This window comes from Kerstersia gyiorum, from assembly GCF_004216755.1.
In the GTDB taxonomy this organism is placed as follows: Bacteria; Pseudomonadota; Gammaproteobacteria; order Burkholderiales; family Burkholderiaceae_B; genus Kerstersia; species Kerstersia gyiorum.
In genome coordinates this window covers 636,682-660,960 of record NZ_SGWZ01000002.1, presented here as the reverse complement: position 1 = coordinate 660,960, position 24,279 = coordinate 636,682, and the positions used below count along the sequence as shown (strand labels likewise).

The 24,279-nt window shown below is 62.7% G+C and carries 19 protein-coding genes; 11 read left to right on the top strand and 8 right to left on the bottom strand.

The window, feature by feature from the left end; all coding sequences use genetic code 11:
- Positions 1-58: 58 nt before the first annotated feature.
- The gene (locus EV679_RS09275) at positions 59-1,687 is read right to left on the bottom strand and encodes an acyl-CoA synthetase (RefSeq protein ID WP_127774151.1); all 1,629 of its coding nucleotides are present in this window, start codon (positions 1,685-1,687) and stop codon (positions 59-61) included.
- Positions 1,688-1,897: 210 nt separating this feature from the next.
- Between EV679_RS09275 and EV679_RS09270 the strand changes: the two genes are divergently transcribed.
- Genes EV679_RS09270 through EV679_RS09260 form a run of 3 tightly spaced genes read left to right on the top strand, consistent with a single transcriptional unit; the run spans position 1,898 to position 5,523 of the window.
- Positions 1,898-3,826 (top strand): sensor histidine kinase, encoded by a 1,929-nt coding sequence (locus EV679_RS09270; RefSeq protein WP_130487022.1) that lies wholly within the window; start codon positions 1,898-1,900, stop codon positions 3,824-3,826.
- A 13-nt stretch (positions 3,827-3,839) separates the two neighbouring features.
- Positions 3,840-4,487: a response regulator transcription factor gene (locus EV679_RS09265; RefSeq protein ID WP_068372444.1), complete on the top strand. Its 648-nt coding sequence runs from the start codon at positions 3,840-3,842 to the stop codon at positions 4,485-4,487.
- A gap of 58 nt (positions 4,488-4,545) precedes the next feature.
- Positions 4,546-5,523: a hypothetical protein gene (locus tag EV679_RS09260; RefSeq protein ID WP_068372447.1), complete on the top strand. Its 978-nt coding sequence runs from the start codon at positions 4,546-4,548 to the stop codon at positions 5,521-5,523.
- A gap of 46 nt (positions 5,524-5,569) precedes the next feature.
- Here EV679_RS09260 and EV679_RS09255 read toward each other — a convergent pair whose 3' ends face one another.
- Together EV679_RS09255 and EV679_RS09250 are read right to left on the bottom strand one after the other, a co-directional pair.
- The gene (locus EV679_RS09255; protein WP_130487021.1) at positions 5,570-6,820 is read right to left on the bottom strand and encodes an MFS transporter; all 1,251 of its coding nucleotides are present in this window, start codon (positions 6,818-6,820) and stop codon (positions 5,570-5,572) included.
- 111 nt (positions 6,821-6,931) lie between these two features.
- Entirely contained in the window at positions 6,932-7,429 is a 498-nt protein-coding gene (locus tag EV679_RS09250) for an Lrp/AsnC family transcriptional regulator (RefSeq protein WP_068372453.1), read from the bottom strand.
- 187 nt (positions 7,430-7,616) lie between these two features.
- Here EV679_RS09250 and EV679_RS09245 point away from each other — a divergent pair, with 187 nt between their 5' ends.
- The 5 genes from EV679_RS09245 (at position 7,617) to EV679_RS09225 (ending at position 17,838) form a co-directional block, all read left to right on the top strand.
- Complete coding sequence (locus tag EV679_RS09245) at positions 7,617-9,359, top strand: alpha-keto acid decarboxylase family protein (protein WP_068372456.1); 1,743 nt, start codon at positions 7,617-7,619, stop codon at positions 9,357-9,359.
- 142 nt (positions 9,360-9,501) lie between these two features.
- Complete coding sequence (locus EV679_RS09240) at positions 9,502-10,902, top strand: amino acid permease (protein ID WP_130487020.1); 1,401 nt, start codon at positions 9,502-9,504, stop codon at positions 10,900-10,902.
- 45 nt (positions 10,903-10,947) lie between these two features.
- Positions 10,948-12,132: an amino acid aminotransferase gene (locus EV679_RS09235; RefSeq protein WP_068372463.1), complete on the top strand. Its 1,185-nt coding sequence runs from the start codon at positions 10,948-10,950 to the stop codon at positions 12,130-12,132.
- 353 nt (positions 12,133-12,485) lie between these two features.
- Positions 12,486-15,371, top strand: a complete 2,886-nt coding sequence (gene ppc / locus EV679_RS09230) for a phosphoenolpyruvate carboxylase (RefSeq protein ID WP_130487019.1) — start codon at positions 12,486-12,488, stop codon at positions 15,369-15,371.
- 16 nt (positions 15,372-15,387) lie between these two features.
- Complete coding sequence (locus tag EV679_RS09225) at positions 15,388-17,838, top strand: DUF3772 domain-containing protein (RefSeq protein ID WP_130487018.1); 2,451 nt, start codon at positions 15,388-15,390, stop codon at positions 17,836-17,838.
- 92 nt (positions 17,839-17,930) lie between these two features.
- On the opposite strand, the gene EV679_RS09220 is transcribed toward EV679_RS09225, so the two are convergent.
- Positions 17,931-18,101, bottom strand: a complete 171-nt coding sequence (locus EV679_RS09220) for an oxidoreductase-like domain-containing protein (protein WP_242611458.1) — start codon at positions 18,099-18,101, stop codon at positions 17,931-17,933.
- Positions 18,102-18,287: 186 nt separating this feature from the next.
- On the opposite strand from EV679_RS09220, the gene EV679_RS09215 reads away from it, so the two are divergent.
- Positions 18,288-19,049 (top strand): phosphodiesterase, encoded by a 762-nt coding sequence (locus EV679_RS09215; RefSeq protein WP_130487017.1) that lies wholly within the window; start codon positions 18,288-18,290, stop codon positions 19,047-19,049.
- Between the two features lie 51 nt (positions 19,050-19,100).
- Here the strand turns inward: EV679_RS09215 and EV679_RS09210 are convergent, their stop codons facing one another.
- Genes EV679_RS09210 through EV679_RS09195 form a run of 4 tightly spaced genes read right to left on the bottom strand, consistent with a single transcriptional unit; the run spans position 19,101 to position 22,763 of the window.
- Positions 19,101-19,955 carry a metal ABC transporter permease gene (locus tag EV679_RS09210; RefSeq protein WP_068372471.1) on the bottom strand — a complete coding sequence of 285 codons (855 nt, stop codon included), beginning with the start codon at positions 19,953-19,955 and terminating at the stop codon, positions 19,101-19,103.
- Positions 19,952-20,827 (bottom strand): metal ABC transporter permease, encoded by an 876-nt coding sequence (locus EV679_RS09205; RefSeq protein ID WP_165390012.1) that lies wholly within the window; start codon positions 20,825-20,827, stop codon positions 19,952-19,954. Before EV679_RS09205 ends, EV679_RS09210 begins: the two co-directional genes overlap by 4 nt.
- Positions 20,827-21,858, bottom strand: a complete 1,032-nt coding sequence (locus EV679_RS09200) for a manganese/iron ABC transporter ATP-binding protein (RefSeq protein WP_242611450.1) — start codon at positions 21,856-21,858, stop codon at positions 20,827-20,829. The genes EV679_RS09205 and EV679_RS09200 overlap by 1 nt, the downstream gene beginning before the upstream one ends.
- Positions 21,855-22,763 carry a metal ABC transporter substrate-binding protein gene (locus EV679_RS09195; RefSeq protein ID WP_068372481.1) on the bottom strand — a complete coding sequence of 303 codons (909 nt, stop codon included), beginning with the start codon at positions 22,761-22,763 and terminating at the stop codon, positions 21,855-21,857. The genes EV679_RS09200 and EV679_RS09195 overlap by 4 nt, the downstream gene beginning before the upstream one ends.
- 224 nt (positions 22,764-22,987) lie before the next feature.
- Between EV679_RS09195 and mntR the strand changes: the two genes are divergently transcribed.
- Together mntR and EV679_RS09185 are read left to right on the top strand one after the other, a co-directional pair.
- Positions 22,988-23,455 (top strand): manganese-binding transcriptional regulator MntR, encoded by a 468-nt coding sequence (gene mntR / locus EV679_RS09190; protein WP_068372484.1) that lies wholly within the window; start codon positions 22,988-22,990, stop codon positions 23,453-23,455.
- A 169-nt stretch (positions 23,456-23,624) separates the two neighbouring features.
- A complete protein-coding gene (locus EV679_RS09185) occupies positions 23,625-24,218 on the top strand; it encodes an HdeD family acid-resistance protein (RefSeq protein ID WP_130487015.1) in 594 nt (197 codons plus the stop codon).
- Positions 24,219-24,279: the final 61 nt, after the last annotated feature.

The following is a 24,279-nucleotide window of genomic DNA, read 5'->3' as shown; positions in this document are numbered from 1 at the left end:
TGCGACCGCCATGCTTTTTTTTCCAGGCAACAAGGCCAGGCATCCGCGGGATGGCGTGCTACAGCGTCCTGGCTCGGCCGCTGAGAACAAACTTCTGTATTTTCCCGGTGGATGTCTTGGGCAACTCGGAAAACACCACGGTTCGGGGTACCTTGAAGCCGGCCAGGTGCTCGCGGCAGAACGCGATCAGTTCGCTTTCCGTCACCCCGTCATGATTGGGCTTGAGCGTCACGAACGCGCACGGCGTTTCTCCCCATTTGTCGTCCGGCCGCGCTACGACTGCAGCTTCCAGCACGGCCGGATGACGATACAGGACGCCTTCCACTTCGATAGTGGAAATATTCTCGCCGCCGGAAATAATGATGTCCTTGAGCCGGTCCCGAATTTCCACGTAGCCATCCGGATGCCAGACCGCCAGGTCTCCGGTATGGAACCAGCCGCCGGTGAAGGCCTCCGCCGTGGCGGTCGGATTCTTCAGATAGCCTTTCATCACGGTATTGCCGCGCATGAAAATCTCGCCCATAGTCTGGCCATCCCGTGGCGTGGGCGCCAAAGTCTTGGGGTCGGCCACCATGACGCCTTCCATGGTGGGATAGCGCACGCCCTGGCGCGCCTTGATGACCGCGCGCTGCTCCAGCGGCAATTCATCCCAGGCCTCGTGCCAGGCGCAGACCACCACAGGGCCGTAGACTTCCGTCAACCCGTACACATGGGTCACGCTGATACCCATTTCCTCCACTGCACCTATGACTTTGGCCGGGGGCGCAGCACCCGCCACCATGGCTTTCACCGGATGGTCGATGGCCGCCTTGGCGGAATCCGGCATGTTCACCAGCGCATTGAGGATAATGGGCGCACCGCAAAGATGGCTTACCTGTTCGTCTCGGATCAGCGTCAGTATCTTCTGCGGATCCACGCGACGCAGAAACACGTGGGTTCCGGCCAGCGCGGTGATCGTCCAGGGATAGCACCAGCCGTTACAGTGGAACATCGGCAGGGTCCACAGATAGACGGGATGGTTGCCCAGGCTCCAGGTCATCTGGTTGCCCATGGCATTGAGGAAGGCCCCCCGGTGGTGATAGACCACGCCCTTGGGGTTGCCAGTGGTACCAGAGGTGTAGTTAAGCGAGATCGCCTGCCATTCGTCCTGCGGCCACTGCCATTCGAATGCCGGGTCGCCCTCGGCAAGCAGCGCTTCATAATCCAGGTTGCTGACCGGCTGGCCTTCGCCATACTCCGGATCATCCACATCGATCACCAGCGGGCGCTGGGCGGGTGCCAGCATACCCAGCGCGGCATGCACCACCTCGTGGTATTCCCGGTCCGCAATCAGCACCCTGGCTTCGCCATGTTGCAGCATGAATGCAATGCTCTCCGCGTCCAGGCGCACGTTCAGGGTATTGAGCACCGCGCCTATCATCGGCACGCCGAAATGCGCTTCCAGCATGGCAGGAATGTTGGGCAGCATGACGGCCACCGTATCGCCCTGCCCCACGCCGCGCCCGGCCAGGGCCGATGCCAGGCGTCGGCAACGCGCATAGGTTTCGGCCCAGTTCCGGCGTATGGCGCCGTGCACGACAGCCGGGTATCCCGGATAGATGCTCGCGGTCCGTTCGATGAAATTCAGCGGCGTGAGTGCGATATGGTTGACCGGATGCGGGGCAAGGCCATCCTCGAAAATCGACATGCTTAACTCCTCCAGGGAAAACAGGGTGGCGGCTGCCGCCAACATGGTTTTGCCATTGCCGCTAGTTCTGGAAAAGTTTATATACCCCTGCAAAGATATATGATATTAGTACCAACGCCATATAGAACAATAACCATATAAACCTGAAAAAATAAAAACAATATGGAAGAACTACCATATTCGGAGACACTCCCTGTTGCGACACACCCTATGGCTTCACCGGCAAATATCTCCTCGGCCGTGAATCTGTCCAGTTGGCTGCAATTGCAGCGGCAGGCGGCGCCGCTGGCCATGAAGGCCGAGCTGCTGGCGCGTTCGCTGCGCCAATGCGGCGGCATAGGACGCGTGTTCTACCTGGCCTGGCAGACGCAATCACGGACTTACCTGCAGATCGGCGACCACCATCTCCCCCCCGGCCAGGGCGACCCCCTGGCGGCGAGCGATCAGACACTGCATGCCACCATGCAGCACACGCCGCGCCTGACGCTGGCCGCGCTGCGCGAACTGCCCTGCTGGCTGGCGGGCCGGCTGCGCCGCGCAGGCATGGAGCATGGCCTGGCGCTGAGCCTGCCGCTGGAAGCCGGCACGCCGGGCCTGTTGCTGGTAGAGCTGGACGGCACCGAGCGCAGCGACTGGCTGGCCTGGATGCATGACGCCCTGCTGGCACTGATACAGGAACCTGCCACTCCCCAGGGCCCACCGTTGCTGGCAACAGACCCTCGCCCCTCCCTGCTGCTGGACGGCGATGCAGGATTGCATGCTATGAACCCGGCCTTGCTGGCCTTGCTGGGCGAGGCCCCCCTGTCCGGCTTTGCGCGTTGCCTGCCGGTCAACTATGCGCACATCGTGCGCGCCTGCCTGGCACAAGGCCGCGCCATCGAGCACCAGGAAGCCAGCATGGGAGACCGGCTGCTGCTATGGAGTTTCATTCCCGACCGCGCCAACGGCCTTGTGCTGGCGCGCGGCCGGGATGCCACGCAGGAACGCCGGGAAGCACGCGAAGCCGCGCGTTCCCGCAGGCTGTACCGCCTCATCACCGAGAACACGACCGACCTGATCGCCCGCCACGACCCGGAAGGCGCGTTCCTGGATGCATCGCCCGCCTCCTGGACGCTACTGGGCTATTGGCCAGAAGAACTGCGCGGCCGCAACCTGCGGGAACTGCTGCATCCGCAGGACGCAGGCCTGCCGTTCGATCTGGGCCAGGCTGCCCTGGTCGATGACGGCTACCACACAATGACTTACCGGCTGCGCCACCGCAACGGCCATTACCTCTGGTTCGAAACGGCCAGCCGCGCCATCCGCGATACCTATACCGGCGCAGTCGTCGAAACCATCAGCGTATTGCGCGACATCACGGCGCGGGTTCAGGCGGAAGCCAACAAGCGCCGCCTGGAAGACGAGCTGGCCCATACCAGCAGGCTGATCACGCTGGGGGAACTGGCGTCTGGCATCGCCCACGAAATCAACCAGCCGCTGGCGGCGGTCATGAACTATGCCGGCGCCTGCCAGAACTACTTGCGGGGGCTGGGCAGCAACCCCCAGGCGGCCAATCGCGTCCAGCAAGGGCTGGCGCGCATCAGTGAACATGCGGCGCATGCCTCGGCCGTCATCCGGCGCCTGCGCGCTTTTCTGCGCAAAGACCAGCGCCGCGTGCAGGCCATGGACGTGGGCGACGTCGTGCAGGAAGCCATCCACCTGTGCGCCTGGGAAGCCGACCAGCATCAGGTCATCATAGACGCCATACCCACGGCAGGCCTGCCATCGGTTTATGCCGACCGCGTGCTGTTGCAGCAAGTCCTGTTGAACCTGCTGCGCAATGCCATCGACGCCAACCGCGAACGGCATCCCGGCCAGGCCTCCAGGGTCGTCGTGGATGCCTCGGCCTGCCACCAGGACGGCTACCTGCGCGTGCGGGTGCGCGACCAGGGCCCGGGCCTGGATCAGGAGGCGCAACGCAAGGTTTTTACGCCGTTCTATACCAGCAAGCAGGCCGGCCTGGGGCTGGGCCTGTCGATGAGCCGGAACATTGTCGAGGGTTTTGGCGGGGAGCTGGATATCGTGGAAAATGGCCCCGCCGGCCTGACCATGGAATGCCGCCTGCCCCTGCGCCAGGAAACGCCGGCACAATCAAAATAAGGAGACTGGCCACATGCAGGATGCCGCAACACAAATTGTCTATGTCGTGGACGACGATCAGGGAATGCTGGATTCCACCGTCTGGCTACTGGAATCGGTAGGCCTGAAAACCTTGCCCTTTACCTCGGGGCAAGCCTTTCTGCAGGCCTGCCAGGCGACGGACGATGCCTGCGTACTGCTTGATGTCCGTATGCCCGGCCTGGGCGGCCTGGGCGTGCAGGAGGAAATGCGACGGCGCGGCCTGGATCTGCCCGTGATTTTCGTCAGCGGCCATGCCGATGTACCCATTGTCGTGCGCGCCTTCCGTGCCGGCGCCTTCGACTTCATAGAAAAACCCTATAACGAACAGCTGTTGCTCGACAGCGTACAGCAGGCGCTCAATCGCCGCCCACGCCAGGCGGCCGAGCCGGCGGCAAGCGAAGCCCACACCGCGCTGCAGGCGCGGCTGGCCAGCCTCACGCCGCGCGAGCGTGACGTATTCCTGCCCCTGGCACGCGGCTACAGCAACGGCGAGATTGCGCGGCAGCTCAACATCAGCATCAAGACCGTCAATCTGTACCGCGCCCGCGTGATGCGGCGCATGCAGGCCCGCTGCCTGCCGGACATCGTCGGCCAGGCCATTGCCGCCGGCCTGCTCGATCCGCTGGATCTGCGGGCCTGACCCCGGGTGGCAGAAGTTATAGAATGGCCGCACTTCAAACCCCCAGGACCTGACGGATATGGAATGGCTTTCCCGGATACAGATCGGCGCGGATATCGCGACCGGCCTGACCATTATTGGCGCATTGCTCTCGTGGCTGATCAAAAGCCGTGCCGATGCGCGCAAGGAAAGATTGCGCGGCATCAACGACGCGGCGCGGGCGGTCGCGGTGCAAAGCATCCAGCAGGTACTGGGCGAACTGTCGCGCGACTTCAACAAGATCGTGGTCAGTGCCAGTACCGTGGAACGCCGCATCGACTTCGGTATGGACCGCGACATTGAAAAATGGCAGAACTCGGTGGCCAAGCGCCTGGAAAACGGCAATCTGCCCCTGAACAAAATCCTGTCTGACCTGGACCGCATCCGCGAACAGATCTCCGAATTCTACGAATCCGCCGCCTCCTCCCGCTATGTACTGTTCCCTGCGCTTTCGTCGCTGCCCGAAAGCAAGGAAATCGTCAGCCGCTTCAAAGAAGACTACACCCGCATCGGAAAAGTCTATAACACCTTGTCGGGCGGCCGTCTGGCCCTCTTGACCGAACTGCAGCAACTGATCTCCGGGATCGCCGAGTACCGCACTACGCACCGCAATGCAGGAACAGGCGAACTGGTGGAAACATTCCAGTCGCAAGCCGCCTCCATCGTCCTGGACGCCGATTATGCGGATTGGGTGGCAAGCTTCCTGCCCCAGGAAGAACGCGCCGAATTCATTCGACGTATCCAGGAGCGCGACTACGCCGGCACCGACCTGATCAGTCAGGCCATGCTGGGCGTGCTCGGCGGCGCAGCCTCGCGCGGACATGCGTTGCTGGCGCAGATACTGATTTTCACCAGTTCAGAGCTGCAATCGGCGCGCAAACAATGCAAGGAATTCATGATCATGCTGGCGGCGATTTCCAGTCGATTGCAATCCAAGGATAATGGACTGTCAGTGCCGCAGCTGATTGCCATGCTGCGAGACGAGGAATACTTCGCGGTAGAAAGCGAAGTGCGCTAGAAACTGCATAGACAGCTGACGCCACGATGCCTGCCCGGGGCCTGCCTCAGGCAGGCTGCCCGCGCAGCAGGTCGCGGATCACCCAGGCCATCCAGCCCAGCAATGCCAGCAGGAAGGCCAACAGAGGCCACCAGCCGCCGTGCTCCCAGAACCAGCCGCCGCAAGCCCCCACCACACTGGACCCCAGGTAGTATGCCAGCAGGTATAGCGACGCGGCATGGCCCTTGTTTTCGGTGGCCAGCCGCCCGACCCAGCCGCTGGCGGTCGAGTGCGCCACGAAAAAACCAATGGTGAGCAGGATGATGCCCAGGACAATCGCCGCCAGCCATGGCAGCCCGGTACAGGCCAGGCCCAGCGCCAGAAACCCCACCCCGCCCGCCAGAACCTTGCCGCGTCCCAGCCGATCTGCCAGCCAGCCTGCCATCGGCGAAACGAAAATGGCAAAGATATAGGCCAGGAAGATCAGGCCGATCTCGCTCTGGCTCAGATCGTATGGCGGAGCCAGCAAGCGAAAGCCGACATAGTTGTAGAGCGTCACGAACACGCCCATCAGGCAGAAGCTGGCAATGAACAGCTGGCGCAACCGGGGCTGGCGCCAATGCCGGCCCCAGGCACGGAAGTGGTGACGCATGCCGGTGCCGGTGCGGCGCACGAAATTGCGCGAGCGCGGCAGCAACAGCAGGAAACCCACGGCTGCCAGCAGGTCCAGAACGCCTACCGTCACCATGGCCGAACGCCAGCCATACATGTCTGTCAGGAAACTCATGAAGACCCGGCCCGCCATGCCGCCGAATGCGGTGCCGCCCACATACAGTCCCATGGAAAAGCCCAGGCCGCGCGGATGGGTTTCCTCGGCCAGATAGGCCATCGCCACCGCAGGAACGCCGCCCAGCAGCAGCCCCACCAGCGTACGCGCGGCCAGCAAGGCATGCCATGAGGGCGACACCGCCGCCAGGATATTCAGCAGCGCGGCCAGCGCCATTGACGCGAACATCAGGCCGCGCCTGCCCCAACCTTCTGACAAGGCGCCGGCAAACAGAATGGCAACCGCCAGTGTGGCGGTGGAGAGTGACAGCGCCAGCGCGCTGACGGCAGGACTCACGCCGAATTCCGTGGTGAATTCAGGCAGCAGCGGCTGCACGCTGTAAAGCAGCGAAAAGGTTGCAAAACCAGCCAGGAACAGGCCGATGCAGATGCGCCAGTAAGCCGTGGACCCAGGCTCCGCCCAACTCTGGGCGGGCGCGGCAGCATCAACGGGGGAATCAGGTTCGAGCGGGGTGCGGCTGGCGGACGTCATGGATGCAACAACACAGCAGACTGGCAACCCTGCCATTCTCTTCCCTTTGCCGCATGCTGTCCATGGCACCCATGGCCGCCCGGCCCTGCGGGCACAGGGTCATGCGTCGTGTCATGCGCCGGCAGGCGGTGTTTTGCGAGTTTCACGACCCAGCCACTGCGTGGGCAGCTCGCTGGTCTGCTTCATCTGCCTGAGCACGACGTGCGATTTCACATGGGAAATCGCACCGTTGGCGAGCAAGGTATTCATGACGAAACTGGCCAGTTGCTCAAGATTGCGAGCCACAACCTTGAGCAGGTAATCGGCATCGCCACTGAGCAGATGCGCCTCAAGAATGACGTCATTGGTTTCCACCAGCGTCTGGAAAGCGCGGATGGACTGATTGTCATGGGCATGCAGGCTGACATGGACGAAGGCCAGCACATCCAGCCCCAGCGACTTGCTGTCCAGGCGCGCCGCATAACCCTTGATGATGCCGGCCTTCTCCAGCGCCGTGCGGCGCCGCGAACATTGGGATGCAGACAGGCCGATCTGTTCGCCCACCTCCTGATTGGTCAGGCGGCCATCCGCTTGCAGCACGCCCAACAGCTTCCAGTCGTAGATATCCATGTATCAAACCGCCCAATTTTCAAGACATTGCCAGGGTCACGCATGAATCATGCGCATTTCAGGGTTTTCATGCCATAAGACGCACACACCATGCGCTTCTCACGCACTATATTTTACGCCTATCACCGCCAATACGACGGCGGGCCGGACCACCATTGAATTGCCATACACCCCAAGGAGAAAAATCATGAGAATGCAGATCGGGGAGTTCCTGATCCGGCGACTGAACGAAGCCGGCATACGCCACATGTTCGGTCTGCCCGGGGATTTCAACCTTTCATTCCTTGAACAGGTCGAAGCATCGGGCACGCTGGAATTCATCGGCAATTGCAATGAACTGAATGCGGCCTACGCGGCTGACGGCTATGCCCGCACCGCCGGCATCGGCGCCCTGCTGACCACCTTCGGCGTGGGTGACCTGGGTGCCATCAGCGGCATTGCCGGGGCCTACTCCGAGAACGTTCCCATGGTGCACATTACCGGTGCGCCGCCCCTGCACTCGATGAATAGCCGTGCGCTGCTGCACCATACGCTGGCCGATGGCGCCTATGGCAATATCGGCCGCTGCATGGCGGAATTCACGGTTGCCCAGGCACGCATCACGCCGGCCAATGCCGTCAGCGAAATCGACCGCGTGCTCAAGGCCTGCTGGCAGGAGCGCCGCCCCGTGCACCTGCAACTGCCTTCGGACATCACGCACCTGAGCATCGAAACGCCGGATGAACCGCTGGTGCTGTCTGACCCCGCCAGCGACCCGGGCCAGCTCGAGCGTGCCGCCGCGCGCATCTGCGCCGCCCTCAAGGAGGCCAGCCACCCTGCCATTCTGGTAGATGCCGACGCCGGCCGGTTCGGCGTTGCCGACATCGTGCAGGAACTGAGCGAAAAATACGGGATACCCTGCGCCTCGCTGCCGCCCGCCAAGGGAGTGCTGGACGAAAGCACGCCGCTTTACCTGGGTACCTACATCGGCGCGCCGACGCCCGAAGTCACGCGCCGCGCCATTGAACAATCCGATTGCCTGATCGGCATCGGCCTGCGCTTTACCGACAGCAGCACCTCGCTGTTCAGCCAGCGCATCGCGCCTGAAGCCCTGATCGACCTGCGCCGCCATGATCTCAGCATCGCTGGCCAGCAAATGCCTGGCGTCACCTTGCGCGAAGTCCTGATGCGCGTGCTGGAAGACATGCCAGCACGACCGGCCCGTGCTGCTGCGCAGGTTGCTGCAGCCGCGCCTGCCACCGCGGCTGCAGCGCCGGACACGCCCTTGAGCCATGCCGCGCTCTGGCCGCGCATCCAGGCATTCCTGAAGCCCTGCGACGTCATCATCGGCGAAGCCGGCACCTCGAATTCTGCGCTGGGCGGCATGCGCCTGCCCGCCGGGGCGGCGTATATTTCGCAACCCGTCTGGGGCGCCATTGGCTATACGCTACCGGCCCTGTTCGGCTCCCAGGTCAGTACGCCCTGGCGCCGCCACCTACTGTTCATTGGCGATGGCTCGTTCCAGCTGACGGCCCAGGAACTCTCCTCTATCCAGCGCCGCAAGCTCAAGCCCATCATTTTCCTGGTCAACAACAGCGGCTATACCATCGAACGCCTGATCCTCGGCGAGAACTCGTCGTACAACGATATCGCCGACTGGAATTACGCCGGACTGCCACACATCTTTGCACCGGACAGCGACGCGCTGACACTGGTAGTCAAAGATATCGGCGGCCTGGAACAGGCGCTGGCCCAGGCTGAACAGGCCGACCGCATGGTCTTCATCGAGCTGAAACTGCCGATGATGGATGCCCCGCCTGCCCTGCCCAAGTTTGCCAGCATTTTTGCGGACTACGACTACGGCGAATGCGGCCCCCGCAATCCTTCGGCCCAGCCCGCCGGCGACGGTCAGGCGCCGCCCAAGCCAGCCAAGAACGCGCTCTGCCTGTAAGGTGCGCCCCGCGCGCCCTGGCCAGACGGGGCGCGCCGCAACACTTATTCAGTCGTACCTGAGTTGCAATAAAAACAATACGGTCCATCATAATGGCCGGGTTTCGCCGTGCCTGCACGGAACGGCGAAGAGGAGACTTTTCATGCATGAACAGCAGCAAGCAGGACAACACCTAAAACGCGGCCTGAGCAACCGCCACATTCAGCTGATCGCGCTGGGCGGCGCCATCGGCACCGGACTATTCCTGGGCATCGCCCAGACCATCAAGCTCGCCGGTCCCGGCGTACTGCTGGGCTACGCCATCGCAGGCTTCATCGGCTTCCTGATCCTGCGGCAATTGTCGGAAATGGTGGTGGATGAACCCGTTGCCGGTTCTTTCAGCCATTTCGCCTACAAGTATTTCAGCCCCTTCATGGGCTATCTTTCCGGCTGGAATTACTGGGTACTCTACGTCCTCGTCGGCATGGCAGAACTCACCGCCGCCGGGCTCTACATTCATTATTGGTTCCCTGACATCCCCACCTGGGTATCTGCGCTGGGCTTTTTCGTGCTGATCAATGCCATCAACCTCAGCAGCGTCAAATCCTTCGGCGAAACCGAATTCTGGTTTTCCATCATCAAGGTGGCGGCCATTGTCAGCATGATCGTCTTCGGGCTGTACCTGCTGGGCACGGGCAAGGCTGGCCCGCAAGCCGGCGTTTCCAATCTGTGGAACAACGGTTTCCTGCCCAATGGCCTGAGCGGACTTGCGCTGGCCATGGCCGGCATCATGTTCTCCTTTGGCGGCCTGGAGCTGATAGGCATCACCGCTGCGGAAGCAGATAACCCCAGCAAGACCATCCCGCGTGCCACCAATCAGGTGATCTACCGCATCCTGATCTTCTATATCGGCGCGCTGGCCGTCCTACTGTCACTCTATCCCTGGGAAAAAGTCGTTACAGGCGGCAGCCCCTTCGTATTGATCTTCCATGAGCTCGACAGCCAGCTGGTGGCCCATGTGCTCAATGTTGTCGTCCTCACCGCTGCACTGTCGGTCTACAACAGTGGCGTTTATTGCAATAGCCGCATGCTGTACGGCCTGGCCCTGCAAGGCAATGCGCCCAAGGTACTGACCCACATCAACCGCCGTGGCATTCCCACCTATGCGCTGGGCGCTTCTGCCGCCGCGACCGCCCTGTGTGTACTGATCAATTACTTTATTCCCGGCCGCGCCTTCGAACTGCTGATGAGCCTGGTCGTTTCGGCCCTGGTCATCAACTGGGCCATGATCAGCCTCACCCACCTGCGCTTTCGCCGCGCCAAACAGCGCGCCGGCCAACGTACCGAGTTCCGCAGCATCGGCTACCCGCTGACGAATTACTTCTGCATCCTGTTCCTGGCGGGCATCCTGGTCGTGATGTATCTGACTCCCACCCTGCGGCTTTCCGTTTATCTGATCCCGTTCTGGCTACTTGCCCTCGCTATCGGCTATCGTTTCCGTCGTATCGATGCCATCGCCATGCCCGGCGCCAGTATCGCAAACGCCAGCGTTCCGGTACGCTGACGGTCACGAAGAATGAACTAACCCATCCGTCAGGAATGCATAACAATGTTTGAACATATTCCGTCCTATCCCGGCGACCCCATTCTGACTCTCAACGAGGACTTCCAAAAGGACCCGCGCCAGGACAAAGTCAACCTGAGCATCGGTATCTACCTGGATGACCACGGCCGCCTGCCCGTCATGGACGCCGTACGCATCGCCGAGGAAGCCATAGGCACGTCTTCGGTGCCCAAGCCCTATCTTCCCATGACGGGTAACCCCATCTATGCCAGCGCAGTGCAGGCACTGGTGTTCGGCAGCGTGGTGCCGCACGTCGCGACCGCGCAGACGCTGGGCGGCTCGGGTGCACTGAAAGTCGGCGCCGATTTCATTCGCCGCTATTTCCCGGATGCCCAGGTCTGGCTCAGCGATCCCAGCTGGGAGAACCATCGCTTCATCTTCGAGCGCGCTGGCTTCACGGTCAACACCTACCCCTACTACGATGCTGAAACCGGCAGCCTGAAGTTCGATGCCATGCTGGCCGCCATCAGCAAGCTGCCCGCCAAGAGCGTGGTGCTGCTGCATGCCTGCTGCCACAACCCGACGGGCGTGGATCTGAACGAAACCCAGTGGCTGGCGGTGCTCGATGTCGTCCAGGAACGCGGTTTGCTGCCGTTCGTCGATATGGCCTACCAGGGCTTTGGCGCCGGCATCGACAATGATGCCTTTGTGGTGCGTGAATTGCTGCGCCGCCACATCCCGGCTTTTGTCGCCAATTCGTTCTCGAAGAACTTCTCGCTGTATGGCGAACGTTGCGGCGGGTTGTCGCTGATCTGCGAAGACCAGGAAGCCGCGCAGCGCGTCCTGGGCCAGCTGGCCAGCGTCGTGCGCTCCAACTACAGCTCGCCGCCCGTGCACGGCGCCAGCGTGGTGACGCAGGTACTCAATACCCCGGAACTGCGTGCCCAGTGGGAAGGCCAGCTGACCGCCATGCGCGAACGCATGCTCGCCATGCGCGCCACGCTGTTCCAGCTGCTGAGTGAAAAAATCAGCGATGGCCATCTTGAACGCTATGTGCAGCAACGTGGCATGTTCACCTATACCGGCCTGAGCGCCGACCAGGTGGATCGCCTGCGCCATGACCACGGTGTCTATATCCTGCGCTCTGGCCGCATGTGCGTGGCAGGCCTGAACCAGTCGAATGTCGGCCGCGTCGCCGATGCCGTGGCACATGTCATGCGCCACCCCTGAACCTGCCCAGCGTTGCCTGCCATAGAAGCAGGCAACGCTGCCGCCGGATCAGCGGCGCTGCCCTCACACCGGGCGGCGCACCACAAACAAGCCCCTGCCGCAACCGGCCGGGGCTTGTTGCTTGACAGGGGTACCGGCCAATCCTGGCATGGCCTCGCGGCACGCGAAAGATGGCCGTCAGCGTTCAGGAATCCTATTTTTTGCGCACTATGCGGCAACGCACAAAATCTCTCACCGAAGCGGCCGGAACTGTTACCATTTCCGGAAACAGTGGCGTAACACAATAAAAAACACGCTGCTGGCCTGCGGCTCTCTCACCAGGAGCCGACGGGCAGCTTGCCCGGTGCCGCGCCATGGCACCGGACATCCCCACACCATCCGGAGAGACCCTAAGAGTGAAGCCACACCACGCGACAAGCTTCGAACCGCCTGCCGGTTCTTCCGCACGCCAGGATATCCGCCTGCTGGGCCGCCTGCTGGGCGAAACCATCAGGGAATGCGAAGGCAAACCCGTTTACGACCTGGTCGAGACCTTGCGCCGCGCCGCGGTGAAGTTCCGCCGTGAAGGCAGCAAGCGCGAACGCGACATCCTGGAAGAGCGCATCGGGGCGCTCAAGGGCGAACAGGCCACGGCCGTCGCCCGCGCCTTCAGCTACTTCCTGCAATTGTCCAATATTGCGGAAGACAAGGAACAGAACCAGATGCAGCGCGAACAGGCCCGCGAAGGGGCCGTTCCTGGCAGCCTGGCGCATACCCTGGCCACGCTGCTCGACAACGGCCAGACTCGGCGCCAGTTGCTGCGCTACCTGGAACAGGCCGATATCGTGCCGGTGTTGACCGCCCACCCGACGGAAGTGCAACGCAAAAGCACCCTGGACCTGCACCATGAGATTGCCCACCTGCTGGCTTCGCCAGAATACGGCGACAGCGAGGTCGAGGAACGCCTGATCGCGCAGATCGTCACCCTTTGGCAAACCCGCATGCTGCGCCGGCAGAAACTGACGGTGCTCGACGAAATCGACAACGCGCTGGTCTATTACGACCGTACCTTCCTGAAGGTCGTGCCGCGCCTGCACCAGGACGTCGCACGCCAGCTGGCCGGCGGCAAGCCCGGCCGGCTGGGACGCCCGCTGCCGCTGCTGCCGGCATTCCTGCGCATGGGCAGCTGGATAGGAGGTGACCGCGACGGCAATCCAAATGTCGATGCCGATACCCTGGAACAAGCGCTGTTGCGCCAGTCCACGCTGGTGCTGCGCCACTATCTGGACGAAGTGCGCCACCTGGGCATGGAATTGTCGCAGGCGCAGTCCCTGTGCCAGCCCAGTGCCGCATTACTGGCGTTGTCCGCAGCCAGCCAGGACCCGTCCTCGCACCGCGAAGATGAACCCTACCGGCGCGCCTGCATCCATGTTTATGCGCGCCTGGCGGCCACCGCCAGGCACCTGACCGGCCGGGCGCTGGCCGAACGCCCCAGCTACGCCGTCGCTCCGTATGCCGACGCCGCCGAATTCGCCGCCGACCTGCGTTGCATCGGAGCCTCACTGGAGGACGATCATGGTGCGCTGGTGGCGCAAGGCCGCCTGGGCGCACTCGAACAAGCGGTTGAAATCTTCGGTTTTCACCTGGCATCGGTCGACCTGCGCCAAAGTTCGGACGTGCATGAACGCGTGCTGACGGAACTGTTCACGGCCGCTGGCGTATTGCACGACGGCCAGCCGCTGCAATACCACCGCCTCGACGAAGAAGCCAAGATCGCCGTGCTGCGCACGGAACTGCGCCAGGCGCGGCCGCTGGTATCGCCCTGGATAGAATACTCCGAAGAAACCCGCAAGGAACTCGCCATCCTGCGCATGGCGGCAAGCTGCCGCGCGCGCTTTGGCAAGCGGGCCGTCATGCAGGCCATCGTGTCGCATACCGAATCACTCAGCGACCTGCTGGAAGTCCTGGTGCTGCAACAGGAAGCCGGACTGGTTTCACCGGCACTGGCGGCAGACAGCGGCGACAGCGGCGGACTGATGGTGGTGCCGCTGTTTGAGACCATTCCTGACTTGCAGCGCGGCCCGGACATCATGGCGGGCTGGCTGGACATCCCCGAGGTCGCGGAACGTGTGCGCCTGGTACAGGATGGCGTACAGGAAGTCATGCTGGGCTATTCCGACAGCAACAAGGATGGCGGCTACCTGACCTCCAACTGGTCGCTGTACCTGGCGGAGCGCGAGCTGGTGCGCGTTTTCGACAAACGCCGCGTGCACCTGCGCCTGTTCCATGGGCGCGGCGGTTCGGTCGGCCGTGGCGGCGGTTCCACGCGCGACGCCATCCTGGCGCAGCCTCCGGGCACCATAGGCGGACGCATGCGCCTGACCGAACAGGGCGAAGTCATCCAGGCCAAGTACAAGAATCCGGAAGTCGGCCGCCGCCACCTGGAACAGATCATCGGCGCCACCCTGCAAAACAGCCTGCGCCCGGCCAAGGCAGCCACCCAGGTGGAAGACGAATTGGTGGCCCGCCACGGTGCCGCCATGGAAGCCCTGTCCGCCGTCGCAGAACGCAGCTACCGCGAACTGGTCTACGACACGCCCGGCTTTGGCGATTACTTTTTCACCGCCACACCGATCCGCGAAATCCCCGGCCTGAATATCGGTTCACGGCCATCCTCGCGCAAGGCGACCCAGCGTATTGAAGACCTGCGTGCGATTCCCTGGAGCTTTTCCTGGGCGCAGTGCCGGCTGCCGCTGACCGGCTGGTATGGCGTCGGCAGCGCGCTGCACGACTACGTGGAGCGCGGCGCGCAAGGCAGTCCCGCGACCGCTGCGGCGCGCCTGGCCCAGTTGCGCGACATGGCGCAAACCTGGCCATTCTTCGCCACCTTGCTCTCGAACATGGAGCAGGTTCTGGCCAAGACCGACCTGGATATCGCCCGGCGCTATGCCGAACTGGTCGAGGACCGCAAACTGCGCGACGCGATCTTCGGCCAGATCGCACGTGAATACGAACTGACCCTGCAGATGTTCGAGAAGGTCACAGGCCGCCAGTTGCTGGCAACGGCACCCGACCTGGAGGCTTCGCTGGCTGCACGCTTCGCCTATATCGACCCGCTGAACCACCTGCAGGTCGAACTGCTGCGGCGCCTGCGTGCAGGCGCCGGCGGCAAGCATGGCGGCAAGGCGCTGGAACGCAACCAGCGCGCTATCCACATGACCATCAACGGCATCGCTTCCGGCCTGCGCAACTCCGGCTGACCGCAAAGGACCGTTCATGCATAGGCTTCGTTTCCCCGTTTCCCCGGGTTTGCGCCCGGTGTTGTTCCTGCTGCTCTGCCTGGCCCTGTGGCTGGGCACCGTGCTCCCTCCGGCTGCTGCCGCGCGGCCTGCCGCCACGCCGGATTTCCCATGGAGCGCACAACTGGCAGATGCCAGGAGCCGCATAGACAACATCAAGACGCAAGTCCAGGCAACGCCGGAGGACGAACACTTGCAGGCCTTGCGGCTGGAGGCCCTGCAGGCCTACCGCCAGGCCAGCGACGCCATCCAGGAAATCACCCCGACACTGGCGAACCTGCAGGAACGCCAGCGCGAGCTGGGCAACGCCCCGGATGGCGCCACCGAGGCTGCGGTACTGGCCGAAGAACGCAAACGCCTGGATAACGAAGCCGGTAGCCTGGAAGCCCAGGCGCGGCTGGCCAACCTGATCGCGCTGGATGCCACCCAGGCGCTGGAAAGCATAGGCGCCCAGCGCCGCGAGCTCTTCAACGCACGGCTGGGGCAACGCAGCTACACCGTTCTTTCCGGCGCGTTCTGGTCCGACCTGGCCAGTACGACGCCGCTGGACACCATGCGTTCACGCGGCCTGCTGGCGGAAACAGGCAGCACCCTGGCTGGCCTGAGCGTCTGGCAATGGGCTGGCGCCGCCGCCTGGCTGGTCTTCATGCTGGCTGCCGGCTCCATCCTGCAGCGCCGCTTCTGGCATTACAGCGCCACCCAGGTGCCACCGGGCCGGTTGCGGCGCGCCGTGCACGGCTGGACCCGCGTTTTTTTGGCAGTCGCGGTGCCCACCTTACTGCTAGAAGGCTTCAGCCTCGGGCTGAGCTGGGTGTCCCCGCCCTCCGCGCCTGCCCGAGATTTCATCACCGGCATGATAGGCACGGTAGGCTTCTGCGGTTACATCATCGGCCTGGGACAAGGGCTGCTGATGCCACGTCATTCGTCCTGGCGTCTACTTTCCATGCAGGATGAAACGGCCCAGGCGCTGCGTCACCTGCCGTTCTGCGCAGCCTTGTTCATCTGCCTGACCTGGCTCGCGGAAAACCTGGCGGCGCTCGCCAGCGTGCGCCTGTCCATCATCGTCCTGATCCACAGCGTCGCCGGCCTGGCACTGATCCTGGTGCTGGGCGGCGTACTGAAGAAGCTTTCCCAGTTGCAACGCAACATGCCCGATGGCAAGGCACTGAGTGAAGCCCCATGGCTCACACGACTGATCGTGCGCAGGCGCGGCCTGGTGCTGGCGGCGGCCTGGCTGGCGCTGGTGTTCAGCCTGGGCAGCCTGCTGGTCGGTTATGTTGCGCTGGCCACTTTCATCCTGAAGCAGATCATCTGGAGCAGTGTCGTGCTCGGCACGGCCTTCCTGGTCTCCATTACCGCTACAGACCTTTCCCAGCTGCCGCTGTGGCAGCGTACCGGGCCGCAAGAAGACGATGATGCCGGCAACCGGGGCGATACACCGCTGCGCCCCTGGATGGTGCTGCTGGCCGGCATCGTGCAAATGAGCATTGCACTATGCGCCCTGCTCCTCCTGTTCGCGCCCTACGGCCAGGGGCCACTGGACATCTACGAACACCTGGAACGCTTGCGCGGCAGCCTCTCCATCGGCGACATCCACCTGCGGCCGGCGGCCATCATCCAGGGACTGTTGCTTCTGTTGCTGGGCGTCGCCGCCGTTAAAGCCATGCAACACTGGCTGGCCCATCACCTGCTGCCCGCGACGCGCATGGAACGAGGCATGCAGGCCTCGACCAGTACCCTGGCTGGCTATCTCGGTTATGTGGTTGTGGTCGCCACCGCACTATCGGCCAGCGGCGTCGGCCTGGAGCGCGTCACTTGGATCGCCAGCGCACTGTCGGTGGGTATCGGTTTCGGCCTGCAGGCCATCGTGCAGAACTTCGTCTCGGGGCTGATCCTGCTGACGGAGCGCCCCGTCAAGGTCGGAGACTGGGTGTCACTCAGCGGCGTGGAAGGCGATATCCGCCGCATCAATGTGCGCGCCACGGAAATCCAGATGAGCGATCGCTCCCGGATTGTCGTGCCCAATTCCGAGTTCATCACCAAAATTGTCCGCAACGTGACCCCGCTCAATGCACTCGGCCGGGTCCAGATCAAGCTGCCGTTGCCGGTGGACACCGACACGACCAAAGCCAGGGCCATTCTGCTGGAAGCGCTGGCTCAAGAACCAGCCATCCTGAAAACACCAGCGCCGGAAGTCTACCTGGACGATATTTCATCGAGTTCGCTGCTCTTCAACGCCGTGGCTTATGTGTCTTCGCCGCGTGCTGCCTATGCAGCGCGCAGCCGGGTACTGTTCGACAGCCTGCGGCGCCTGCGGGAAGCCGGCATTGCCATGAGCTCGCCTTCCACCATGCTGCTGGCCCCTGCGGGCATCATGCCCGGCACGCAACAGCCGCCATCACAGCCCGCGCCGCCTGCCCAGCCCTGAGGCTTGATTCGGGTCGTTCCGGGCGGCCCCGCTCATTCCAGTCGTCCGGGCCAGGGTCAAGCCGCTGGCCCCGGCTGGCAGCCTGGCTCATTTCAGCATCGGCCAGCCTGACGCTGCTCCCAGGTTGCCAGGGCCTCGCGGTATTCCTGCATGGCCTCGGCATAAAGGTCATAGACACAGGGCACACAACCGCTTTCACAGCATTCGTTGGGCCCCGGTGCTTCAGGCGGCTCGGGCCTGGGATCATCGGCCACGGCAGCCAGGCCTGCACCAGGGTGGCCGCCACAAAGACCGGTGGCAGGTATCGCATTCAAATGTCCCGCATGGGCTGCGGCTGAGGCAAAGACAGGCATAAGCAAGCGTTCCAGCCCGGCGAACGGGTGGATGGTCATCAAACTGTTATTTTCCGAAGCTACCTTGTAGCACTTTCCTGCTGTTGCGGCATCTGCATGAAAGTCATTCAGCTCAGTGATTCACACCTGGCCTTACCGGGTCGTCAGCTCCACGGCAGTCTCCCGCTTGAGCGCTTGCGCTACCTGCTGGCGCACGCCACGGATCATCATGGCGACGCCTGTTGCATCATCATCAGTGGCGACCTGACGCATCGTGGGGAAACCGAGGCCTACCTGGAATTGAGCACGCTGCTGGCCGGCCAGCGCCTGCCGGTGCACCTGATGCTGGGCAACCATGACCGGCGCACCGCCTTCCGCCAGGTGTTCCCCGAATACGGTGATGGCGCCGAGCCTTTCATGCAACGTGTCATCATCCAGGACCGCTACCACCTGTTGCTGCTCGATACGCTGGATGAAGGCAGCGCCAGCGGCCATCTCTGCGAGCGCCGCCTATCATGGCTGTCGGCGCAATTGCAGGCCGCCGGCGACAACCCGGTCTATCTATTCATGCACCATCCCCCCTTTGACGTGGGGATGGCGCCACTGGACAACTGCCGGTTGGACAACCCCGACGCACTGCACGCGCTGCTGGCCGGGCATGCCAATGTTAGGCATCTGTTCTGCGGCCACGTGCACCGATACATTTCCGGCACCTGGCGCGGCCTGCCGTTCAGCACGGTCAAGGGCTGCAACCACCAGACTGCGCTGCGCCTGGGGGCGCTCCCGCATGAACACAGTGGGGAAGCGCCTGGCTACGGGGTAATCCTGATCAGTGACGAAAGCACGGTGGTGCACTACCAGGACGTTCCCGACCTATAGCCGCGCCCAGGGTCAGCAGAGCATCCTGGCCGCGCAATATCACGCCCCTTTTTAGGCCTCACGCGGCGCAGCAGTGCCCGCTTCGATGCGGCGTTGACGCGCCATCGACCACAGCAGGACCACGACGAACAGCACCGTGAGCAACAGCACGATGGTCGGCGCTGGCGCGCTGTCCAGGAAAAAGCTCAGGTAAACGCCGCCCACTGCGCAGCACACGCCGATGAGCACCGACGCCAGCAGCATGAAGCCGAAGGTACGAGTCAACAGGTAGGCGATGGCGCCAGGCGCGATCAACAGCGAGATCGCCAGGATGATGCCCACCGCATGCAAAGCCCCCACCACCGCCAGCGACACCGCCGCCAGCAGTCCATAATGCAACACGCCGACGCGCAGTCCGATGGTACGGGCCTGTATCGGGTCAAACGCGTGCAGCAGCAGCTCGCGCCACTTGATCAGCACCCAGCCACCGATTACCAGCGCGATCAACCCGCTGCCGCGCAGGTCTGCGCCATCCACACCGAGAATGTCGCCGAACAGGATGTGATCCAGGTGCACATCGCTGCGGATGCTGGTGTAAAGCAACAGGCCGATGGCAAACATTCCGGAAAATACGACGCCCATCACGGTGTCTTTCTTGATGCGGCTGTTATCGGCGATATAGCCTGTCGCCAGCGCGCACACCATGCCGGCCGAAAACGCGCCCACCGCATATGGCAGACCCAGCATATAGGCCAGCACGACGCCAGGAAAAACGCCATGCGCAATCGCGTCTCCGATCAGCGCCCAGCCCTTGAGCACCAGGAAGCACGAGAGCAGCGAGGCAGGAATGGCCACCAGCACGGCAATCGCCAGTGCGTACTGCATGAAATCCAGCTGCAGGGGCAGCATCAGGGCATCCAGCATCATGCCTCTCCCAAAGAGGCAGCTTCTGGCGCTGCCGTGCGGCAGCCGCGCCGCCTGGCCGCCAGCACACCGTGGCGCGGTGCGAAAACGAAAGCCAGCAGGAATAACAGGGTTTGCAGCACGACGATCACTCCGCCAGTGGCGCCATCGAGGAAATAGCTGGCATAGGCACCGATGAAACTGCTGACGACCCCGATACTGACCGCAATCAGGATGACGCGATGGAAACGGTCTGACAACAGATAGGCGGTAGCCCCCGGCGTCACGATCATGGCAATGACCAGGAAAGCCCCGACAGTTTGCATTGCCGCCACGGCGCAGGCCGACAACAAGGCGAAAAAGAGCACCTTCAGCGCGGTGGTCGGGATGCCGACGGAGCGCGCGTGGTTTTCATCGAAGAAAGTGACCAGCAAATCTTTCCACTTGAGCAGCAGCACCAGCAGCGTGACACCGCCAATCAGGGCGAGCTGCAGGGTGTCCCCTGGCGTGATGGCCAGCACATTGCCCAGGATGATGGTCTGAATGTTCACCGAGGCCGGCGAGAGCGACACCATGAACAGCCCCAGGCCGAAGAACGAGGAAAAGATCAGGCCGATGATGGCATCTTCCTTGAGCCGTGTGCGTTGGTTCAGGAACATCATCGCGCCGGCAGCCAGGGCGCCCGAGAAAAAAGCGCCCAGCGAAAACGACAGGCCCAGCATATAGGCGCCCGCTACGCCGGGCACGATGGAATGCGACAGCGCATCGCCGATCAACGACCATCCCTTGAGCATGAGATAGCACGACAAGAAGGCGCATACGCCGCCGATCAACGCCGACACCCACATGGCGTTGATCATGTATTCATACTGGAACGGCATCAGCAGCGCTGCCATCAGGCCTCTCCAGGCGGCACGCTGCCGGGCGCAACGTCATGGTCCTTGCCACGCACGGTGGAGCGGCCATCGCGCAGGACCAGCGGGCGCTCGTCATCGGTCACGATGCCCATGACGCCGCCCTCGGCATCGGAGGCTGGCAAGTTGAAGTGGCGCAGCACGCCGCCAAAGGTTTTTTCCAGATTTTCCCTGGTGAACACATCCCGGGTCGCGCCGTAGGCCAGCACGGTACGATTGATAAGAATGGTACGGTCGCAGAATTCCGGTACGCTGCCCAGGTTGTGGGTAGATACCAGCATCACTCGGCCTTCGTCGCGCAAGCCTTTGAGCAGGGAGACAATTGCATCCTCGGTTTTCACATCCACGCCAGTGAAGGGTTCATCAAGCAGGATGACCTGGGCGTCCTGGGCCAGTGCACGTGCCAGAAACACCCGCTTCTTCTGCCCCCCCGACAGCTCGCCGATCTGGCGGTGGCGAAACGGCTGCATGTTGACGCGCTCCAGCGCCTGCGTCACGGCTTCCCGGTCCGCCAGGCGCGGCCGGCGCAGGAAGCCCATGTGCCCGTAGCGGCCCATCATGACAACATCCTCGACCAAGACGGGAAAATTCCAATCCACGTCTTCGCTCTGAGGCACATAGGCCACCAGATTGCGCCGCATTGCAGCCCGGACGTCCTGGCCGAGAATGCGGATGCGCCCCTGCGACACGCGCAAAAAACCCATGATGGACTTGAACAGTGTCGATTTACCGCTGCCATTGACCCCCACCAGCGCAGCGATGGTGCCGGTGGGGATGGCGAAACTGGCATCGCGCAAGGCCGTGTGGCCATTACGGTAGGTCACCGTGACCTCACTGACTTCAAGCCCGGCCCCCTCTTGCTGCGGGTCCGGCGCGGCGCCGCCACCTGCCGCAGGTGACGGGCCACCCCCACCGCCCGGCGCTGCCGCAGCCGACATGAGTAAATACGCGCCTTGCGGCTGCCCAGGCAGCGCCAGCCCGGCGCCTGGGCTTGAAGTCGATGCTAGCTTCATTTTTTCAGTGCTTTGGCAATCGTTTCCGAAGTGACCTGCAACAGATCCAGATAGGTTGGCACCGGGCCAGAAGGCTCGCTCAGCGAATCAACATAGAGCACGCCGCCATAGTTCGCGCCGGTTTCGCGCGCCACCTGCTGAGCGGGTGCCGGCGAAATGGTGCTTTCGCTGAAGACCGCAGGAACATTATGCTCCCGCACTGCGTCTATCATCTTGCGCACCTGCTGCGGCGTGCCTTGCTGGTCGGCATTGATGGGCCACAAATACAGTTCCTTCAGGCCGAAGTCGCGTGCCAGATAACTGAACGCCCCTTCGCTGGTGGCGAGCCATCGCTGGTCTTCCGGAATCTGCGCCAGTTCCTGGATGATGGGTTCGACCACGGCATTGATTTTGGCCTTGTAGGCCTCCGCGTTGGCGCGATAGGTATCGGCATTGCCCGGGTCCTGCTGCACCAGCGCATCGCGGATATTGTCGACATAGATCAGCGCAGCGGATGGCGACATCCAGGCGTGGGGATTGGGCTTGCCCTGATACGGGCCTTCGTCGATGGAAATCGGATCGACGCCATCGGACACCACGACGCTGGGCACTCCTTTCAGGCGCTTGAAGAATTTCTCGAACCACAGTTCCAGGTTCAGGCCGTTCCAGAGCACCAGCTGGGCGTCCTGCGCCTTGAGCAGGTCGCCAGGCGTGGCCTGGTAGTTGTGAATTTCGGCGCCGGGCTTGGTGATGGACTCGACGATGGCGGCATCACCCGCGACATTCTGCGCCATGTCCGCGATCACGGTGAAAGTCGTGACGACTTTCAGCTTGGCAGGCGACTGCGCCGCCACCGGCCCTGCGCCCAGCGCAAAGGCCAACACCACTGCGCCTCCCAGCAGGCTGCGTCTGATTGAACTATGCATTTCCCGGCTCCAAAATTAGCGTATTACCCCAATGGCTTGCGAATGCAGATGCAACGAATTTGCATTTGTGTCATTGCCGTCGACGCAATATAGCATAGGCTATAACTGATAGCATCAACCATAATATATTTTGGCGCTATAGTGGCGGCTGACAAGCATCGCTAACCTGGGATGGGATGCACACACGCAACAAAACCAGCAATTCAAAGCAGGATAGATCAGCCATGACCGACCCGACCTGTCGTCCGAAAACATCGGGCTTGATGGATGCCGCGCTCCAGGTAGAGAGTTTCCGCCAGGCGCGCGAGGCACGTCGCCAGGAGCGCGTGGATGATTACGTGGAACTGATCTCGGACCTGATCCGTGATACCGGCGAAGCCCGCCAGGTCGATATCGCAGCCCGCATCGGCGTGACCCAACCCACCGTAGCCAAGATGCTGCGCCGCCTGGTGGATGCCGGCTATGTGATCCAGAAGCCCTATCGCGGCATTTTCCTGACCGACGCCGGGGAACAACTGGCCGATGTCAGCCGCAAGCGCCACCAACTGGTCGAACAGCTGCTGTTGGCGCTGGGTGTCGACGAGGATTCGGCGCGCCGCGATGCAGAGGGCATAGAACATCACGTCAGCGAAGCCACCCTGGCTGCCTTTGCGCGCTTCATCGCCAGCCGGTCCTCCCCTTCTTCGTACTGAACCCCCAGAAGACCGGCAGGTGGCAGGGAAAGGTCAGACCGCCCGCGCTGATACTCGAAGACATGGCCTGGATCAAGTAAATCCTTTTTATATCTTTGGCCTGCCTGCCGCAATTCGTGAAATTCCTTTAAAGTAATGGCATAAGGTTACCGTTACGAGGAATCGTTCAATGTCTGACCGCAAGCCCCCTGTTGTTCCCTCTGAATATTCCGCCCCGATTGCCGATGCGCTGCAAGGATTGCAGGCAAGTTGGCGCTGGTTCATCACCGTCGGGCTCATCCTGCTGGTGCTCGGGCTGGTTGCCAGCGTGCACGTGCTGGCGGCCACAGTCTTCAGCGTCGTATTCGTGGGCACGCTGATCGTCATTGCGGGGGTCAGCCAGCTGGTCCAGGCATGGCGCATCAAAAGCTGGCCCGGTTTCCTGCTGTGGAGCCTGGCTGGCCTGCTCTACACGGCAGCGGGCATCATTGCCATTGTCAACCCGATCACCGGTGCTGCCGCGCTGACACTGCTGCTGGGCGCCACCCTCATAGCCAGCGGCGCCATGCGCCTCTGGCTATGGTTCAACAATCGCAGCCAGCAAGGCTGGGGATGGATCGCCACCTCTGGTGTGGTCACGCTCCTGGCCGGCATCCTGATCGCCGCTGGCTGGCCGGACAACAGCCTGTGGATTCTGGGCCTGCTGCTGGCACTGGACCTGCTCTTCCAGGGCTGGACCCTGCTGCTCCTGGGCCTGGCCCTGCGCAACAGCGCTTCCAAGTAAGCCCTACCCGGCAGTGCATCCGCTTGCATTTGCCTGACAACCGCCCGCCATCCTGATGGAT

What these genes read in the sequence shown, in the direction of transcription:
- EV679_RS09260 (WP_068372447.1), top strand. Translation starts at nt 4,546, where the DNA reads ATGGAATGGCTTTCCCGGATACAGATCGGCGCGGATATCGCGACCGGC.
- EV679_RS09225 (WP_130487018.1), top strand. Translation starts at nt 15,388, where the DNA reads ATGCATAGGCTTCGTTTCCCCGTTTCCCCGGGTTTGCGCCCGGTGTTG.
- EV679_RS09245 (WP_068372456.1), top strand. Translation starts at nt 7,617, where the DNA reads ATGAGAATGCAGATCGGGGAGTTCCTGATCCGGCGACTGAACGAAGCC.
- EV679_RS09255 (WP_130487021.1), bottom strand. Translation starts at nt 6,820, where the DNA reads ATGACGTCCGCCAGCCGCACCCCGCTCGAACCTGATTCCCCCGTTGAT.
- EV679_RS09200 (WP_242611450.1), bottom strand. Translation starts at nt 21,858, where the DNA reads ATGAAGCTAGCATCGACTTCAAGCCCAGGCGCCGGGCTGGCGCTGCCT.
- EV679_RS09240 (WP_130487020.1), top strand. Translation starts at nt 9,502, where the DNA reads ATGCATGAACAGCAGCAAGCAGGACAACACCTAAAACGCGGCCTGAGC.
- EV679_RS09235 (WP_068372463.1), top strand. Translation starts at nt 10,948, where the DNA reads ATGTTTGAACATATTCCGTCCTATCCCGGCGACCCCATTCTGACTCTC.
- EV679_RS09195 (WP_068372481.1), bottom strand. Translation starts at nt 22,763, where the DNA reads ATGCATAGTTCAATCAGACGCAGCCTGCTGGGAGGCGCAGTGGTGTTG.
- EV679_RS09275 (WP_127774151.1), bottom strand. Translation starts at nt 1,687, where the DNA reads ATGTCGATTTTCGAGGATGGCCTTGCCCCGCATCCGGTCAACCATATC.
- EV679_RS09210 (WP_068372471.1), bottom strand. Translation starts at nt 19,955, where the DNA reads ATGATGCTGGATGCCCTGATGCTGCCCCTGCAGCTGGATTTCATGCAG.
- mntR (WP_068372484.1), top strand. Translation starts at nt 22,988, where the DNA reads ATGACCGACCCGACCTGTCGTCCGAAAACATCGGGCTTGATGGATGCC.
- EV679_RS09205 (WP_165390012.1), bottom strand. Translation starts at nt 20,827, where the DNA reads ATGGCAGCGCTGCTGATGCCGTTCCAGTATGAATACATGATCAACGCC.
- ppc (WP_130487019.1), top strand. Translation starts at nt 12,486, where the DNA reads ATGGCACCGGACATCCCCACACCATCCGGAGAGACCCTAAGAGTGAAG.
- EV679_RS09265 (WP_068372444.1), top strand. Translation starts at nt 3,840, where the DNA reads ATGCAGGATGCCGCAACACAAATTGTCTATGTCGTGGACGACGATCAG.
- EV679_RS09270 (WP_130487022.1), top strand. Translation starts at nt 1,898, where the DNA reads ATGGCTTCACCGGCAAATATCTCCTCGGCCGTGAATCTGTCCAGTTGG.
- EV679_RS09185 (WP_130487015.1), top strand. Translation starts at nt 23,625, where the DNA reads ATGTCTGACCGCAAGCCCCCTGTTGTTCCCTCTGAATATTCCGCCCCG.
- EV679_RS09250 (WP_068372453.1), bottom strand. Translation starts at nt 7,429, where the DNA reads ATGGATATCTACGACTGGAAGCTGTTGGGCGTGCTGCAAGCGGATGGC.
- EV679_RS09215 (WP_130487017.1), top strand. Translation starts at nt 18,288, where the DNA reads ATGAAAGTCATTCAGCTCAGTGATTCACACCTGGCCTTACCGGGTCGT.